Source organism: Streptomyces venezuelae, from assembly GCF_008642315.1.
Taxonomy (GTDB): domain Bacteria; phylum Actinomycetota; class Actinomycetes; order Streptomycetales; family Streptomycetaceae; genus Streptomyces; species Streptomyces venezuelae_D.
The window spans coordinates 7,660,685-7,676,477 of the sequence record NZ_CP029192.1; the positions used below are offsets into that span (position 1 = coordinate 7,660,685).

General features: G+C 71.6%; 11 protein-coding genes and 1 pseudogene. 5 read left to right on the forward strand and 7 right to left on the reverse strand.

All coding sequences use genetic code 11. The annotated features are described in order from the left end of the window. Positions 1-75: 75 nt before the first annotated feature. Positions 76-813, forward strand: coding sequence for a nucleotidyltransferase domain-containing protein (locus DEJ48_RS33905; RefSeq protein ID WP_150219953.1), 738 nt, complete (start codon positions 76-78; stop codon positions 811-813). A 3-nt stretch (positions 814-816) separates the two neighbouring features. Here the strand turns inward: DEJ48_RS33905 and glgB are convergent, their stop codons facing one another. From glgB to DEJ48_RS33930, 5 genes and pseudogenes are all read right to left on the reverse strand, one after another. Next, entirely contained in the window at positions 817-3,054 is a 2,238-nt protein-coding gene (gene glgB, locus DEJ48_RS33910) for a 1,4-alpha-glucan branching enzyme (protein WP_223832285.1), read from the reverse strand. A gap of 45 nt (positions 3,055-3,099) precedes the next feature. Then, entirely contained in the window at positions 3,100-4,440 is a 1,341-nt protein-coding gene (locus DEJ48_RS33915; RefSeq protein WP_150219954.1) for a maltokinase N-terminal cap-like domain-containing protein, read from the reverse strand. 13 nt (positions 4,441-4,453) lie between these two features. Then, positions 4,454-6,187, reverse strand: coding sequence for a maltose alpha-D-glucosyltransferase (gene treS, locus DEJ48_RS33920; protein WP_150219955.1), 1,734 nt, complete (start codon positions 6,185-6,187; stop codon positions 4,454-4,456). Continuing rightward, positions 6,184-8,210 (reverse strand): annotated as a pseudogene (locus tag DEJ48_RS33925) (alpha-1,4-glucan--maltose-1-phosphate maltosyltransferase). Before DEJ48_RS33925 ends, treS begins: the two are co-directional and overlap by 4 nt. A 56-nt stretch (positions 8,211-8,266) precedes the next feature. After that, positions 8,267-8,545, reverse strand: a complete 279-nt coding sequence (locus DEJ48_RS33930) for a DUF5133 domain-containing protein (protein WP_411757559.1) — start codon at positions 8,543-8,545, stop codon at positions 8,267-8,269. 272 nt (positions 8,546-8,817) lie between these two features. On the opposite strand from DEJ48_RS33930, the gene DEJ48_RS33935 reads away from it, so the two are divergent. Both DEJ48_RS33935 and glgX read left to right on the forward strand, forming a co-directional pair. Beyond that, the gene (locus DEJ48_RS33935; protein WP_411757508.1) at positions 8,818-9,453 is read left to right on the forward strand and encodes a pep a2; all 636 of its coding nucleotides are present in this window, start codon (positions 8,818-8,820) and stop codon (positions 9,451-9,453) included. A gap of 119 nt (positions 9,454-9,572) precedes the next feature. Continuing rightward, complete coding sequence (gene glgX, locus DEJ48_RS33940) at positions 9,573-11,711, forward strand: glycogen debranching protein GlgX (protein ID WP_190537762.1); 2,139 nt, start codon at positions 9,573-9,575, stop codon at positions 11,709-11,711. Here the strand turns inward: glgX and DEJ48_RS33945 are convergent. Further along, a complete protein-coding gene (locus DEJ48_RS33945) occupies positions 11,692-12,123 on the reverse strand; it encodes a hypothetical protein (protein WP_150219958.1) in 432 nt (143 codons plus the stop codon). The two genes, glgX and DEJ48_RS33945, sit on opposite strands and share 20 nt — an antisense overlap. A 302-nt stretch (positions 12,124-12,425) precedes the next feature. Here DEJ48_RS33945 and DEJ48_RS33950 point away from each other — a divergent pair, with 302 nt between their 5' ends. Next, on the forward strand, positions 12,426-13,934 hold the full coding sequence (locus DEJ48_RS33950; protein WP_150219959.1) for an FUSC family protein: 1,509 nt from the start codon (positions 12,426-12,428) through the stop codon (positions 13,932-13,934). Positions 13,935-14,010: 76 nt separating this feature from the next. On the opposite strand, the gene DEJ48_RS33955 is transcribed toward DEJ48_RS33950, so the two are convergent. Further along, positions 14,011-14,646 carry an RNA polymerase sigma factor gene (locus DEJ48_RS33955; protein WP_150219960.1) on the reverse strand — a complete coding sequence of 212 codons (636 nt, stop codon included), beginning with the start codon at positions 14,644-14,646 and terminating at the stop codon, positions 14,011-14,013. Between the two features lie 140 nt (positions 14,647-14,786). Here DEJ48_RS33955 and DEJ48_RS33960 point away from each other — a divergent pair, with 140 nt between their 5' ends. Beyond that, positions 14,787-15,749, forward strand: a complete 963-nt coding sequence (locus tag DEJ48_RS33960; RefSeq protein ID WP_411757509.1) for a MerR family transcriptional regulator — start codon at positions 14,787-14,789, stop codon at positions 15,747-15,749. Positions 15,750-15,793 lie beyond the last annotated feature (44 nt).

Consider the following 15,793-nt stretch of genomic DNA (forward strand, 5'->3'; position numbering starts at 1 on the left):
GACCAGTGCCGGGCAAGGCCGGACCAGCACGGTCCCTTTACCGGGAGAAGGTGCACGCTGGCACGATGGCCGCCCATGAACCGTCACACGAGCCCCACCGCCCAGGCCTCGCGCCTCGTCGCCGAGCTCTTCCCCGACGCGCTCGGCGCTGTCCTCGGCGGCTCGGCCGCGCAGGGGCGCGCCGCCGCGACGAGCGACCTCGACGTGGCCGTCCTCCTGCCCGACTCCGACCTCAGCCGCCGCGAAGTGATACGCCACGAGGAACGTCCCGTCGAGTTGTTCCTCACCACGCTCGCGGACGTGCCGGAGTTCTTCGCGTGGGACAGGGCCCGCCGACGCGGCACGGTCCTCTTCATCCACGCAGAAGGCCTGCCGCTGCTCGACCCCCACGGCCATGTCGCCCGCACCCGCGCGCAGGCCCGCGCCGTGCTCGCCGCCGGGCCGCCGCCCCTCACCCCCGACGAAGCGGAACGCGACCGCTACGCCCTCACCTGCTTCATGGACGACCTGGCCGACACCGCGGCCGACACCTCACCGGGCCGGCGCTACGAACAGCTCGCCCTCGCCGACCTCGCCCTCGGCAAGGCGGCGCACCTCCTCACCGCCCACCACAACGCCTGGACCGGCATCGGCAAGTGGCTGCCCCGCAGGCTGCTCGCCGCGGACCCGGCGCGCGGAAAGGCCCTGCTGGACGGCCACCTGGCCGTGGCCGAGCGTGCCGATCCGGTACCGCTCATGGCCGCCGTCGAGGACGTGCTCCGCCTGTTCGGCGGGCCCCTGCGGGAGGGGTACGCGCAGCGCTGGCGTCCCTGAGCGTCACGCGGGCCTGAGCCAGAGCGTGGCCAGTGGGGGAAGGGTGACGCGCAGGCGGGCGGGGAAGGCGCCCGCGGGCTCCGGCTCCGTCCGCAGCGGGTCCGCGTTGCGCACGTCGCCGCCGCCGTAGTCCGCCGCGTCCGTGTTGAGCGTCTCCCGCCAGGTGCCGGGCGACTCCGGCACGCCGAGCACGTGGTCGCGGCGGATGACCGGGGAGAAGTTGCTCACGGCGAGGAGCGGTGTCCCGTCGGCGGCGAACCGCAGGAACGAGACCACGTTGTCCTGGGAGGCGTCCGCGTCGATCCAGGCGAACCCGTCGGGCACCGTGTCCCGCTCCCACAGGGCGGGCGCGTCCCGGTACTGGTGGTTGAGGTCCCGTACCAGCCGCCGCACCCCGGCGTGGTCCGGCTCGGCGGGGTACGCCGGGTCGAGAAGACCCCAGTCGGGACCGTGGTCCGGTGACCATTCGGCGCCCTGCGCGAACTCCTGTCCCATGAAAAGGAGTTGCTTGCCGGGGTGCGCCCACATGTAGGCCAGGTAGGCGCGGTGGTTCGCGCGCTGCTGCCACCAGTCGCCGGGCATCTTCGACACCAGCGCCTGCTTGCCGTGGACGACTTCGTCGTGCGAGATCGGCAGGAGGTAGTTCTCGCTGTACGCGTACACCATGGAGAAGGTCAGCTCGTTGTGGTGGTACTGGCGGTGCACCGGCTCGTGCCGGACGTACTCCAGCGAGTCGTGCATCCAGCCCATGTTCCACTTCAGGCCGAAGCCGAGCCCGCCCAGCTCCCCGTACCCCGTGTCGTCGGTGGCCCGCGTGACACCGTCCCACGCCGTCGACTCCTCGGCGATGGTGACGACCCCGGGACAGCGGCGGTACACCGTCGCGTTCATCTCCTGGAGGAACGCCACCGCGTCCAGGTTCTCCCTGCCGCCGTGCTCATTGGGCCCCCACTGGCCGTCCTCGCGCGAGTAGTCGAGGTAGAGCATGGAGGCCACGGCGTCCACGCGCAGACCGTCGACGTGGAACTCCTCGCACCAGTAGACGGCGTTGGCGACGAGGAAGTTGCGGACCTCCGTGCGGCCGTAGTCGAAGGTGAGCGTGCCCCAGTCGGGGTGCTCGGCGCGCCGGTGGTCCCCCGGCTCGTACAGCGGCTCCCCGTCGAACGCCGCCAGCGCCCAGTCGTCCTTCGGGAAGTGCGCGGGGACCCAGTCCACGATCACGCCGATGCCCGCCCGGTGCAGCGCGTCGACGAGGAACCTGAAGTCGTCGGGCGTGCCCAGCCGGGACGTCGGCGCGTAGAGCCCGGTGACCTGGTACCCCCAGGACCCGCCGAACGGGTGCTCGGCCACCGGCATGAACTCCACGTGCGTGAACCCCGCGTCCGAGACGTACGCCGTGAGCTCGTCGGCGAGCTGTCGGTACGTCAGCCCGGGCCGCCAGGACGGCAGATGGACCTCGTACACGGAGAAGGGGGAGCGGTGCACGGGCCGGTCCGCGCGGTGCTCCATCCACTCGGCGTCCGACCACACGTGGGCCGACCGCGTGACGACGGACGCGGTCGCGGGCGGCACCTCCGCCTGCCGCGCCATCGGGTCCGCGCGGAGGGTGTGCGTGCCGTCGGGGCGGGTGATGTCGAACTTGTACAGGTCGCCCTCGCCGATGCCGGGCAGGAACAGCTCCCACACGCCGGACGAGCCGAGGGAGCGCATCGGGTGGGCGGTGCCGTCCCAGTGGCAGAAGTCCCCGGACACCCGCACACCCCTGGCGTTCGGCGCCCACACCGTGAACCGGGTGCCGACGACGCCCTCGTGCGTCATCAGGTGCGCCCCCAGCGCCTGCCACAGCTGCTCGTGCCTGCCCTCGCCGATCAGATGCAGGTCGAGCTCGCCGAGCGCGGGCAGGAAGCGGTACGGGTCCTGGAGCTCGGTCTCCACGCCGTCGTACGTCACCCGCAACTCGTACGCGGGGATCGAGCCGAGCGGCAGCAGGCCGGAGAAGAGCCCGTCACCCACGTCGTGGAGCGGAACCGCCTGCCCCTCGACGACGACCCGCACCGCCTCGGCGTACGGGCGCAGCACCGTGAAGGCCACACCGTCCGCGACCGCGTGGGCGCCGAGCACCGCGTGCGGGTCGTGGTGCGTGCCCGCGAGCAGCCGGCCGCGGCTCTCGTCGTCGAGGGGCGCGAACGCGGCGCGGAGGGCGGGCGCGGGATCGGCGGTGGACGTATCGATGATGACCACGGGTGTCAGGTCTCCTCAAAAGGGGTTCGGGGGCGGGCGGTGAGGTCAGCGGCCCTCCGCGAGCCGGGCGATCGCCGCCATGGGCACGGGCAGCCAGTCCGGGCGGTGCCTGGCCTCGTACAGGGCCTCGTACACGGCCCGGTCCGTCTCGTAGGCCCGCAGGAGTCCGGCCTCCGTCCGCGGATCCCAGGACGCCTCGGCGGCGTACCCCGCGCAGTACGCCTCCCGGCAGCGCCTGGCCCACCGGGGCTGCCAGGGGCGCCTGGCGTGGGCCGCGTAGTCGAAGGAGCGGAGCATGCCCGCCACGTCGCGCACGGTCGCCTGCGCCCGCCGCCGTTCGGCGATCGGGCGGGCCGGCTCGCCCTCGAAGTCGATGACGAACCACCGCTGTCCGGCCCGCAGGACCTGGCCGAGGTGCAGATCGCCGTGGATCCGCTGGGCCGGCCGCACCGGGCCGCGCGCCGCGACCGCGTCGTAGGCGGCCCGCAGCCGGGCCACGTACGGAACGAGTGCGGGCACCTGACGGGCGGTGGTGTCCAGGCGCGACGTCATCCTCTCGGCGAGGTGACGGCCGCCGTGCCGGTCCGGGGCGTCGGGTGCGAAGACCTGCGCGAGGGCCAGATGCACCTCGGCGGTGGCGCGCCCCAGCTCGTAGGACTCGTCGGTGAAGTCCCTACCCGCCGCGAGGGACTTGAGGGCCAGCGTCCAGCCGTCGGTCGCGCCGCGCAGGAACGGCTGGAGCACGCCGAGCGTCGTCTTGCGCGGCTCGCTGGTCCAGAACCAGGCCACGGGGGACGGCACGCGGGCGCAGCCCTGGCCGGCGAGCGCCCACGGCACCTCGAGGTCGGGATTGACGCCGTACTGGATGCGGCGGAAGAGCTTGAGGATGAAGGAATCGCCGTACACGAGCGAGGTATTGGACTGTTCGCCGTCCAGGACGCGGGGGGTGAGGTGCGGGGGCACCACGGTCTGTACATCGCGTTCGAAGCGCAGGGGGCCCGCCGAGCCCGGGGTGCGCAGGCGCTCCAGGAGGAGCGCGGCGGAGCGGGGGTCGTGCAGGGCGTCGTACACGGTGAGGCCCGCGAGCGGGCCTTCGGCCGGGCGGCCGATCACGGCGTGGTGGAGGCGTGGCGGCAGGTCCCTGCGCACGCCGAGGAGCAGCTGGTAGCAGTCTTCGCGCGATCCGGCGTGGCGGGAGCGGATGAGCAGGTGCAGGCAGCCCGGGTGCAGCTCGGTCATCGACACCACGGCGAGTTCCGTGACGGGCAGCCCCTTGCCGGCGAACCACCGCTGTTCCGGCAGCCACTTCTGCAGCACCCCGGCCAGCGACGTGAGCAGCAGCGGCGGGCTGAGGCTTTCGCGCGACTGCGTTGCGGTCTTGAGCATGCGACACGTCCCTTCAGAGGCGCACGGCTGGTTCGGCCGGACGGCGCGGGTGGAGGTCGTTGCACAGCCGGAACCAGTAGAAGCCGTGTCCCGCGAGGGTCAGGAGGTACGGGAGCTCACCGATGGCGGGGAAGCGGACTCCGCCGATGAGCTCGACGGGATGGCGTCCCGCGAAGGTCTGGAGATCCAGTTCGGTGGGCTGGGCGAAGCGCGAGAAGTTGTGCACGCACAGCACGAGGTCGTCCTGGTACTCCCGCAGGAAGGCGAGCACCGCCGGGTTGGACGACGGGAGCTCGGTGTAGGAGCCGATGCCCATGGCCGGGTTCTGCTTGCGGATCTCGATCATGCGGCGCGTCCAGTGGAGCAGGGAGGACGGGGAGGACATGGAGGCTTCGACGTTGGTGACCTGGTAGCCGTAGACGGGGTCCATGATCGTGGGCAGGTAGAGGCGTCCGGGGTCGCTGGAGGAGAAGCCGGCGTTGCGGTCGGGGGTCCACTGCATGGGGGTGCGCACGGCGTCGCGGTCGCCGAGCCAGATGTTGTCGCCCATGCCGATCTCGTCGCCGTAGTAGAGGATCGGCGAGCCGGGCAGGGACAGCAGGAGTGCGGTGAAGAGTTCGATCTGGTTGCGGTCGTTGTCCAGGAGCGGGGCGAGGCGCCGGCGGATGCCGATGTTGGCGCGCATGCGCGGGTCCTTGGCGTACTCCGCGTACATGTAGTCGCGTTCTTCGTCGGTGACCATTTCCAGGGTCAGCTCGTCGTGGTTGCGCAGGAAGATGCCCCACTGGCAGCCGGAGGGGATGGCGGGGGTCTTGGCGAGGATTTCCGAGACGGGGTAGCGGGATTCACGGCGTACGGCCATGAAGATGCGGGGCATGACGGGGAAGTGGAACGCCATGTGGCATTCGTCGCCGCCCTTTTGGAAGTCGCCGAAATAGTCGACGACGTCCTCGGGCCACTGGTTGGCCTCGGCAAGAAGAACCGTATCGGGGTAATGGGCGTCGATGACCGCACGCACATGCTTCAGCATTCCGTGCGAACGGGGCAGGTTTTCGCAGTTGGTGCCTTCTTCGGCGAAGAGGTAGGGGACGGCGTCGAGGCGGAAGCCGTCGATGCCGAGGTCGAGCCAGAAGCGCAGGGCGGAGATGATTTCTTCCTGGACGGCGGGGTTCTCGTAGTTGAGGTCGGGTTGGTGGGAGAAGAAGCGGTGCCAGAAGTACTGCTTGCGGACGGGGTCGAAGGTCCAGTTGGAGGCTTCGGTGTCGACGAAGATGATGCGGGCGTCCTGGTACTGCTTGTCGTCGTCGGCCCAGACGTAGTAGTCGCCGTAGGGGCCTTCGGGGTCGGTGCGCGAGGCCTGGAACCACGGGTGCTGGTCGCTGGTGTGGTTCATGACGAAGTCGATGATGACGCGCATGCCGCGTTGGTGGGCGGAGTCGACGAATTCGACGAAGTCGGCGAGGTCGCCGAATTCGGGGAGGACGGCGGTGTAGTCGGAGACGTCGTAGCCGCCGTCGCGGAGGGGGGATTTGAAGAAGGGGGGCAGCCAGAGGCAGTCGACGCCGAGCCATTGGAGGTAGTCGAGTTTGGCGGTGATGCCTTTGAGGTCGCCGATGCCGTCGCCGTTGCTGTCCTGGAAGGAGCGGACGAGGACTTCGTAGAAGACGGCGCGTTTGAACCATTCGGGGTCGCGGTCCTTGGCCGGTGTGTCCTCGAAGGTGTCCTGGACGGGCTCGTTGACGATCATGGTGTGGGTGACCCTCCGATCAACGGTGAGAGGACGGTCGCAGGACCGTGAAGAGGTGCGCGGGCGCGCGGCCGGGTTCCAGGCGCACGTAGTTGGCCCTGCCCCAGTGGTAGGTCTCGCCGGTGAGCTCGTCGCGCACCGGCACGGACTCGTGCCAGTCGAGGCCGAGTTGCGGCATGTCCAGCGAGACCGTGGCCTCCTGGGTGTGGTGAGGGTCGAGATTGACGACCACCAGGACCGTGTCCTGTCCGGCGCGCTTGCTGTAGACGATGACCGCGTCGTTGTCGGCCTCGTGGAAACGGAGGTTCCTCAGCTGCCGCAGCGCGGGATGCTCGCGACGGAACCGGTTGAGGGTGGTGATCAGCGGCGCGAGCGAGTGGCCCGCCCGTTCCGCGTACCCCCAGTCCCTCGGCCGCAGTTGGTACTTCTCCGAGTGCAGGTAGTCCTCGCAGCCCGCACGGGCCGGGGTGTTCTCGCACAGCTCGAACCCGGCGTACATGCCCCAGCTCGGCGCGAGCGTCGCGGCCAGCACGGCCCGCACCTCGAAGGCGGCGCGCCCGCCGTCCTGGAGGTAGCCGGGCAGGATGTCCGGCGTGTTCACGAACAGGTTCGGTCGCAGATACGCGGCGGTCTCCGTCGAGAGCTCGGTCAGGTAGTCGGTGAGCTCCTGTTTGGTGTTCCGCCAGGTGAAATACGTGTAGGACTGCTGGAAACCGGCCTGCGCCAGCGCGCGCATGACGGGGGGCCGGGTGAACGCCTCGGCGAGGAAGACGACGTCCGGGTCGCTCGCGTTGATCTCGGCGAGCACCAGGTCCCAGAACGCCACGGGCTTGGTGTGCGGATTGTCGACGCGGAAGACCCGTACACCGTGCCCCATCCAGAACCGCAGCAGCCGCACGGTCTCCGCGACGAGACCCGGCAGATCCTCGTCGAAGGCGATCGGGTAGATGTCCTGGTACTTCTTCGGCGGGTTCTCCGCGTACGCGATGGAACCGTCGGGCCGGTGGGCGAACCACTCGGGGTGCTTCTCCACCCAGGGGTGGTCGGGAGAGCACTGGAGCGCGAAGTCCAGGGCGACTTCGAGGCCGAGATCGGTGGCGCGGCGCACGAACGCGTCGAAGTCGTCCAGCGTCCCGAGATCCGGGTGGACCGCGTCGTGGCCGCCCTCCGGCGAGCCGATCGCCCACGGCACCCCCACGTCGTCGGGGCCGGCGGAGAGCGCGTTGTCCGGGCCCTTGCGGAAGGTGGTGCCGATGGGATGGATCGGCGGCAGATACACCACGTCGAAGCCCATCTCCGCGAGGGCGGGCAGCCGTTCGGCGGCGGTGCGGAACGTGCCGGGCACGGGCGGCGCCCCCTCCTCGACGACGGCGCCCTCCGAGCGTGGGAAGAACTCGTACCAGGATCCGTAGAGCGCGCGCTCCCGCTCCACGAGCAGCGGCATGGCCCGCGATGGGGAGACCCGCTCGCGCAGCGGGTACCGCGCGAGGACCGCGTCCACCTCCGGAGTGAGCGCTGCCGCCAGGCGGGCGCCCGGCGACTGCTCCTCGTCCTGGAGCGCGGCGGCCGCCGCGAGCAGCGTTCTCCGAGCCGTGTCCTCCGGGGCGCCGCGCGCCGCCCGCTCGTACAGCAGCGCGCCCTCTTCGAGCATCAGCCCGGCGTCGATGCCGGCGGGCACCTTGACCCCGGCGGCACGCCGCCACTCCTTCACGGGGTCCGTCCAGGCCTCGACGTGGAACGTCCACCGCCCCTCGACGTCCGGCGTGACCTCGGCGCCCCATCGGTCGCTGCCCGGGGAGAGTTCACGCATCGGGGCCCACGGTCCGCGGCGCCCGTCGGGGGAGAGGAGCACGACGTCGGCGCCGACCGCTCCGTGGCCCTCGGCGAAGACGGTCGCCGTGACCTGGAACGTCTCGCCGGGAACGGCTTTCGCCGGGCGGCGGCCGCCGTCGACGGCGGGCCGGACGTCGAGGACCGGTACGGGCACCGTGCGGGCGGAGGGCGTCTGTGCGGCTGACGTCATCGGTCCCTCCTCCGCCGGGCGTGCGTGCGGGCGGCCCCCGCGGGAGCCGGGTGTCGCTATCGGGCCCGGGCGCTCGGGGAGAGCTGAGGCCGACGAGTTGCCGCGTGTGGTGCTCGTGCTGTGTGAGACGGTCGTGCCTCTCGTGGACGCAGGTACTGCTCGGCCGCGTCGGCGGCTTCCCGTGCTTTGCACTCGCCCATCAGGACGCACAGCGTGTACGCGGTGTCCTCGAACCGCATCCGCACGGACCGGTCGGCGGGGTGAGCCAGCAACAGCCGCTCCCACGCCCTGTACTGACGCAGATGCCGTGCGACCTCGGATCTGGCGGGCAGCAGCTTCACGCTGGTCACCCTTTCGTTCGTCGATCGGTCTGACCCATCGTGCACGGATGAGCACCCAGCGTCCTGTTGGGAATTCAACCAACGAGTGTGGCGTCGGTGCGACCGTCGTGCCGCCGTGCTCGCCCGTGTCTCGTGTTGCGCGAATGGAGTAGCGCTCGCACCCTGAGACTGACTCAGAAGCGATCAGTGCTCACGCTGCGTGTTCGGGGCTCGGCCGACCAGGCCGAGGCGGAGCGGACAAGCTTCGCCGAGAGGAGCCAAGAGCAATGAAATCCGCGATCCCCTGCTACTACCACCTCGAGGTCGAGGTAAGCCCGGAGAGGATCGACCAGGTCGGCCGCATCCTGACCGCGCATCTCCGGCATTGGGGGCTGGGGGTTCTCAGCGAACCCGTACGCCGTTGCACCGGGGTTCTGCTCCACGAGATCGAGGAGTACGGAACCGACAAGAACACCGTCGTGGAGATGTGGTGGAACGGCCAGCACCTCATCACCGCCGTGTCCGACACCAACCGCGAGCTGCCCGAGCGGCACTACGGACCGCAGGGCTGCCTGACGCAGATCGCCGCGCTGAGCGACGGCTGGGGCAGCTTCCCCGCGACCAACGGCAAGATCATCTGGTTCTCCCGCCGGGTCCGCGCCCCCGAACGCGCCCCGCTGGCCCCCGCCGCCCCCGCGCCCAGCCTGCGCGAGGCCCTGAAGCTGCCCCGCGAGATTCCCGTCGCCGCGCTCGCGGCCCCCGCGGCGGCGGAACCCGAGGCGGCGACGGCGGCCACGGGCGCCCAGGCCCCGGCCGCGGTCGCCACCCTCGCGGTGCCCGACCCGGTCGCCCATGTTCTGCGGCCCGACGCGTCCCGGATCAGGATGGTGGAACCGATGCCGCGAGCGACGCCCGTGGTGTGAACGCCCGCCTCGTACGGCGGCGCGGCGCACCGGCCGCGGCTTCCCCGAGCGGGTGGCCGCGGCCGGCGCACCGCTTTCCCGGCCCGATCCCGAATTCCCCCCTGTACGGAGGCAGTCGCGTGCGCACCTGGACCGGCACCCCCTTCCCCCTCGGCGCCACCTACGACGGTGAAGGGACCAACTTCGCCCTGTTCAGCGAGGTCGCCGAGCGCGTCGACCTCATCCTCATCGACGATGACGGCACGCACCGCAGCGTCACCCTCTCCGAGGTCGACGGCTTCGTATGGCACTGCTACCTGCCCGGGGTCGGCCCCGGGCGGCGCTACGGCTACCGGGTGCACGGCCCCTGGAACCCCGCCGAAGGCCACCGCTGCAACCCGGCCAAGCTGCTCCTCGACCCGTACGCCCGGGCTATCGAGGGCCAGATGGACAACGACGCCGCGCTCTTCGAACGTGCGGCCGACGGGCCGGGGCGTGCCGACAGCGCCGGACACACCCCGCTCTCCGTGGTGACCGACCCGGCCTTCTCCTGGGAGGGCGACCGGCCGCCGCGGCGGCCCTACGCGGAGACTGTGGTGTACGAGGCCCACGTCCGCGGACTGACGCGGACGCACCCCGGAGTGCCCGAGTCGCTGCGCGGCACGTACGCGGGCCTCGCCACCGAGCCGGTCATCGAGCACCTCACCTCGCTCGGCGTGACCGCGATCGAGCTGATGCCGGTCCACCAGTACGTGCAGGACGGCTTCCTGCGCGACCGCGGCCTGTCCAACTACTGGGGCTACACGTCCATCGGCTTCTTCGCCCCGCACAACGCCTACGCGGCGCACGGCTCGCGCGGCGAGCAGGTCACCGAGTTCAAGTCCATGGTCAAGGCGCTGCACCAGGCCGGACTCGAAGTGATCCTCGACGTGGTCTACAACCACACCGCCGAGGGCAACGAGAACGGCCCCACCCTCGCCTTCCGCGGCATCGACAACGCCTCGTACTACCGCCTGGCCGAGGACGACCCGGCGCACTACTTCGACACCACAGGCACCGGCAACAGCCTGCTGATGCGGCACCCCAACGTCCTGCAACTGGTCATGGACTCGCTGCGGTACTGGGTCACCGAGATGCACGTCGACGGGTTCCGCTTCGATCTGGCGGCCACGCTCGCCCGGCAGTTCCACGACGTCGACCGGGTCTCGGCCTTCTTCGACCTGGTCCAGCAGGACCCCGTCGTCAGCCGCGTCAAACTCATCGCCGAACCGTGGGACGTCGGCGACGGGGGATACCAGGTCGGCAACTTCCCGCCTCTGTGGTCGGAGTGGAACGGCAAGTACCGGGACTCCGTACGGGACTTCTGGCGCGGCGCCGACCACACCCTCGCCGAATTCGCCTCCCGGCTGACCGGCTCGTCCGACCTCTACCAGCACGACCGCCGCCGCCCGCGCGCCAGCGTCAACTTCGTCACCGCGCACGACGGATTCACGCTGCGCGACCTGGTCTCGTACGACGACAAGCACAACGAGGCCAACGGCGAGAACAACCAGGACGGCGAGAACGCCAACCGCTCGTGGAACAGCGGCGTCGAAGGCCCCACCGCGGACGAGGGGATCCTCGAACTCCGCGCGCGCAGGCAGCGCAACTTCCTGGCCACCCTCATGCTCTCGCAGGGCATCCCGATGCTCGCCCACGGCGACGAACTCGGCCGCACCCAGCAGGGCAACAACAACGCCTACTGCCAGGACAGCGAGCTCTCCTGGATCGACTGGGACCTCACCGACGAGCAGCGCGACCTCATCGCCTTCACCCGCCGCGCCATCACGCTCCGGCTCGGCCACCCCGTGCTGCGCAGGCGCCGCTTCTTCCGCGGCGACACGGCCACGCACCAGGGGCAGCCGCTCCCCGACCTGGTGTGGCTGCGGCCCGACGCCCTGGAGATGACGGACCAGGACTGGCAGCGCGGCGACGCGCACGCCGTCGCCGTCTTCCTCAACGGCGACGCCATCGCGGAGCCCGACGCCCACGGCAGGCCGGTGGTCGACGACTCCTTCATGCTCCTGCTCAACAGCTACCGGGAACCGGTCGTCTTCGACCTGCCGGATGCGGCGTACGGCGAGCGCTGGACGACGCGGATCGACACCACGGATCCCACCGGGGTGGCGGACGAGACGGAACACAAGGCGAACGCCGAAGTCACCCTGGAGCCGCACAGTCTGCTCCTGCTGTCCCGTCCCGCCCGCACGTCGACGTCGGTCAGCGCACGGTCACGGTGAACACGCCGGAGGCCGTCGAACCCTGGACGACGCGCAGCTCGTTCTTGCCCTTCATGCCGAGCTTGACGCCCAGGGAGTAGCTGCCGCTCCGGGTGATGGGCGCGGAGGCGGGCAGCGAGACCCAGTGGCCACGCTGCTTCTGCTGCAGGGTCACCTTGCTGCCCGGCTTCAGACCGGTCGTGGTGCCGGTGACACGGAACAGCTGCCACGCCTTGACGGACTTCACCGAGGGCTTCGCGGTGATGGCCTTGGCGGCGGCGGTCTTCTGTGCGGCGGTGGCCTTCTGCGTGGCGGAGACGGGGTGTGCGGCCGGGGTCGCGGCCATGGCGGCGGTGCCCGCCGTGCCGAGAGCGACCGCTCCGATGATGCCTACGGCGGCCATGCGCAGGGAGTTCCGCTTGGTGACGATCATGAGGGTGCCTTCCCATCAGGACATGTCGGTTATGACATCTGTTGAGACGGTCGGCCCGCCCGGGGCGTTGTGCCCGAAGTGTCACCGTCCTGCAACAGCGGCATGAGCCGTTGGCTTCGGGTGTGGCCGGAATCGCTGCCGAAAAGTGAGCCAATGGTCCAGTGGTACGAGGCTGAGTTGAGCCAGATGGTGCTCGGATGGTCTGATGGTCCTGTCGATGGCGCTGCGGATCTCCGCGGCGCCTTTTTTATGCGAACAGTTCATGCGGACAGACCGAGATGTGCACGGAAGGGCGGGAAGCTTTGCTGAAGAGGGTGTTCGTGGCGCCGGATCCGGGACGGATGCGGCTCCGCTTCGCTTCACGGGCCGTACTCGGCATCTCCCTGGCGGTCGTCGTGTGCGGTCTGGCCGGACACTCGCTCGTCGCGGCGATCACCGGGGGACTCGCCGCGCTCCTGGCCCTCTTCACCGTCACGGACACGACGGTCCGCGGGCAGGCGATCACCACGGCCCTGCTGCCCGTCGTCGGTTTCCCCGTCCTGGCGCTCGCGGCGTCGCTCCACGACGTCCCGCTCGCGCGGGACTGCGCCTTCCTCGCCGTCATGGGCCTCGGCGTGTACGCGCGACGGTGGGGACCGCGCGGGCACTCGCTCGGCGTGTTCGCCTTCATGACCTTCTTCATCAGCCAGTTCCTCCACACGGAGGTGCACCAGCTGCCCCAGCTCTACGCCGCGGTGCTCCTGTCGATCGCCGCCGCCTCGACCGTGCGTTTCGGCGCGTGGTGCTACGAGCGCGGGGTGCCGCCCGGCGTCGTACTGCCCGCCCCGCCGGACGCCAGGGGACTGGCCAGGGCCACCACCCGGCAGGCGGTCCAGGCGGCCGCGGGCGGCGCCTTCGCGCTCGCGGCGGGCCAGCTGCTCTCCGGTGAGCGCTGGTACTGGGCGGTCGGCGCCACCTGGTGGGTCTTCGTCAACACCACCTCGCGCGGCGAGACCGTCGTGCGGAGCTTCCGGCGCGTGCTCGGCACGCTGATCGGGATGGCCGCGGGCCTCGTCCTCGTCGTCCCCCTGGAGGGCGCGCCCGTTCCCAGCGCCCTGCTCGTGGCGGTCGGCGTCTTCGGTATCTTCTACACGGCCGCGGTGTCGTACACGTGGATGATGCTCTCCGTGACGGTGCTCGCCGGATCGCTGTACGGCCTGCTCGGCGTCCTGGACGCGAGCCTGCTCGGGCTGCGGCTCGCCGAGACCGGCATCGGCGCCCTCGGCGCGGTCCTCGCCGTGCTGATCGTCCTGCCCATCACGACGCACGCCACGACCGAGGCGTGGATCGAGAAGGCGCTGCACTGCGTGCACGACTGCACGAAGGAAGCGGCCGCCCGGCTCGGCGGTCTGGAGTCCGCCGACCCCGCCCGCCGCATCGCCGAGCTGGAGGCGATCCTGGGGCGGGTACGCATGTCCCTCGCGCCGCTCGTGCACCCGTTCAGCCCGCTGCGGACCCGCAAGGGACGCGCTCTCCAGGTGGTCGCGCTGCTCGACAACTGCGCCCGCGAGATACGGGGACTCGCCGCCGTCGCCGCCGACCCGGAGGCGTCCCACGACGCCCGCCTGGCCGCCGCGTGCCAGCGTGTCGAGGCCGCGGTCGAGACGCTGACGGCGCCGCGCGGCACACCGGCGCAGGTCGGCGCGGCCGCGGACCTGCCGCACGCCGTGGTGGAGCCCGCCCTGGCCCACCTGCACAGCCTGGAACGGGCCCTGATCGACCTGGCCCACCCTCTCCAGAGGGCGGGACGGGCGCCGCTGCTGGGGGCCTGAGCGGGGGCTCGTTCCGCCGTGCGGCGGTCGGCGCCGTTCGACTGTGCGGCGGCCGGCCCCCTTCGGCGCCCCGGCGTCACGGGCCGAGTGGGGTGCCGGGTTCCGGCTCGGTGCCGTGTTCGAAGGCGTGGCGCAGGCGGAGCAGGCCGCGGCGGGCGTGACTCTTCACCGTGCCCAGGGGCCAGCCGGTCACGACGGCGATCTGGGGCTGCGTGAGGTCGTGGTAGAACGCCAGGCGCAGGACCTTGCGCTGCGGCGGTGGCAGCCGGGCCAGTTCGTGCTCCACGAGGACCTGGTCGAGCACGCCCTCCAGGGAGGACGACTCCTGGGGGCGCACCGCGAGCGCCGCGCCCGCCGCGTCGACCAGCGCGGCCCGGCGGCTGCGCGCGGAGAGGGCGTCGGCGACCTTGCGGCGGGTGATGCCGATGAGCCAGCCGGCCAGGGTGCCGCGCCCGGGGCAGTAGCCGGCCCGCCCGCGCCAGGCGGCGATGAACACCTGCTGCGTCACGTCCTCGGCCTCCCGCGCGTCCCCGAGCGAACGCCGGGCGACGCAGTGCACCAGCGCCGACCACCGCTCGTGGACCACGGCGAGGCAGGCCTCGTCCCCCGCCACGAAGCCGGTGGCCAGCTCCTCCTCGTCGCCGCCCGACGCGCGGCCCGGCTGAGGGACGGGAACGCTCTCGGTGATCGGGGCCGGTCGACTGGCGATCATGTGCGGCTGCTCCTTCTGCCGGGGCGGCCGCTTCTTCCGTCCCGGGGTGGTCCGTGGCGGGCGGGCGGCCTGGCGCCGATCCTTCGCGCGGTCGGACGGATGGGCAACGTGCATCGATTCTGCGTCGTATTTTGGAGGGCATGAACGATTCAGCGGCCGCGCTGACCTCGGGAGCCGTCGCCCGGCGCCTGGGCGTCTCACCGACCACCCTGCGCAGCTGGGACCGCCGCTACGGCCTGGGCCCCGCCGCCCGCACGCGGGGACGCCACCGCCGGTGGACGCCCGAGGACATCGCCGTGCTGGAACACATGTGCAGGCTCACGGCCAGCGGCGTCCCGCCCGGTGAGGCGGCGCGCCTCGCGTCGCGGGGCGAGGCGTCCCGGGCGGACCCGGCGACCGGGGAGCCCGACGCGCCGTCCACCCGACGCCGCGACGCCAGCACCGTCCTGCCCCTCGGCGACGTGCGCCAGGAGTGCCGGGGCCTCGCCCGCGCCGCGGTCCGCCTCGACGCGCAGGAGATGCGGAGCAGGCTCGACTCGCTGGTCGGCGAGCACGGCCTCGTACCCGTGTGGGAAGAGGTCATGGTGCCCACCCTGCGAGCGGTGGGACGCAAGTGGGAGCTGTCCGATGACCGGTACGTGGAGGTCGAACACCTCCTGTCCTGGCACGTCTCGACCGCCCTGCGCAGCGCCCCGCTGCTCCGCCCGCGCACCGCACCGCTCCTCGACACCTCCCCGGTCCTGCTCGCCTGCATGCCGGACGAGCAGCACACCCTGCCCCTGGAAGCACTCGACGCAGCCCTCGGCGAGAACGGCGTCCCCACCCTCATGCTGGGCGCCGCCGTACCCCTGGAGGCACTCGTCGCCGCCGTGCGGCGCACAGGACCCTCGGCCGTCGTGCTGTGGTCGCAGGCCCGCTCCACGGCGGGCGAGGCGGTCGCGCGCCGCGTGGCGGCGATGGAGTGGGGGCCCGCGGGCGCCCGCAAGCGCGCCCGCGTCCTGCCGTCCGGACCGGGCTGGGGGCGGTCCGCGCCCAGCGGGCTCGCCCGCTGCGGCAGCCTCCGCGACGCCGTCGCTCTGCTGAGCACACCGCACCCGGGGTAGGAGAGCCGACGCGCCACCCGTCCGCGGCGATTCGCGCCCGGTCG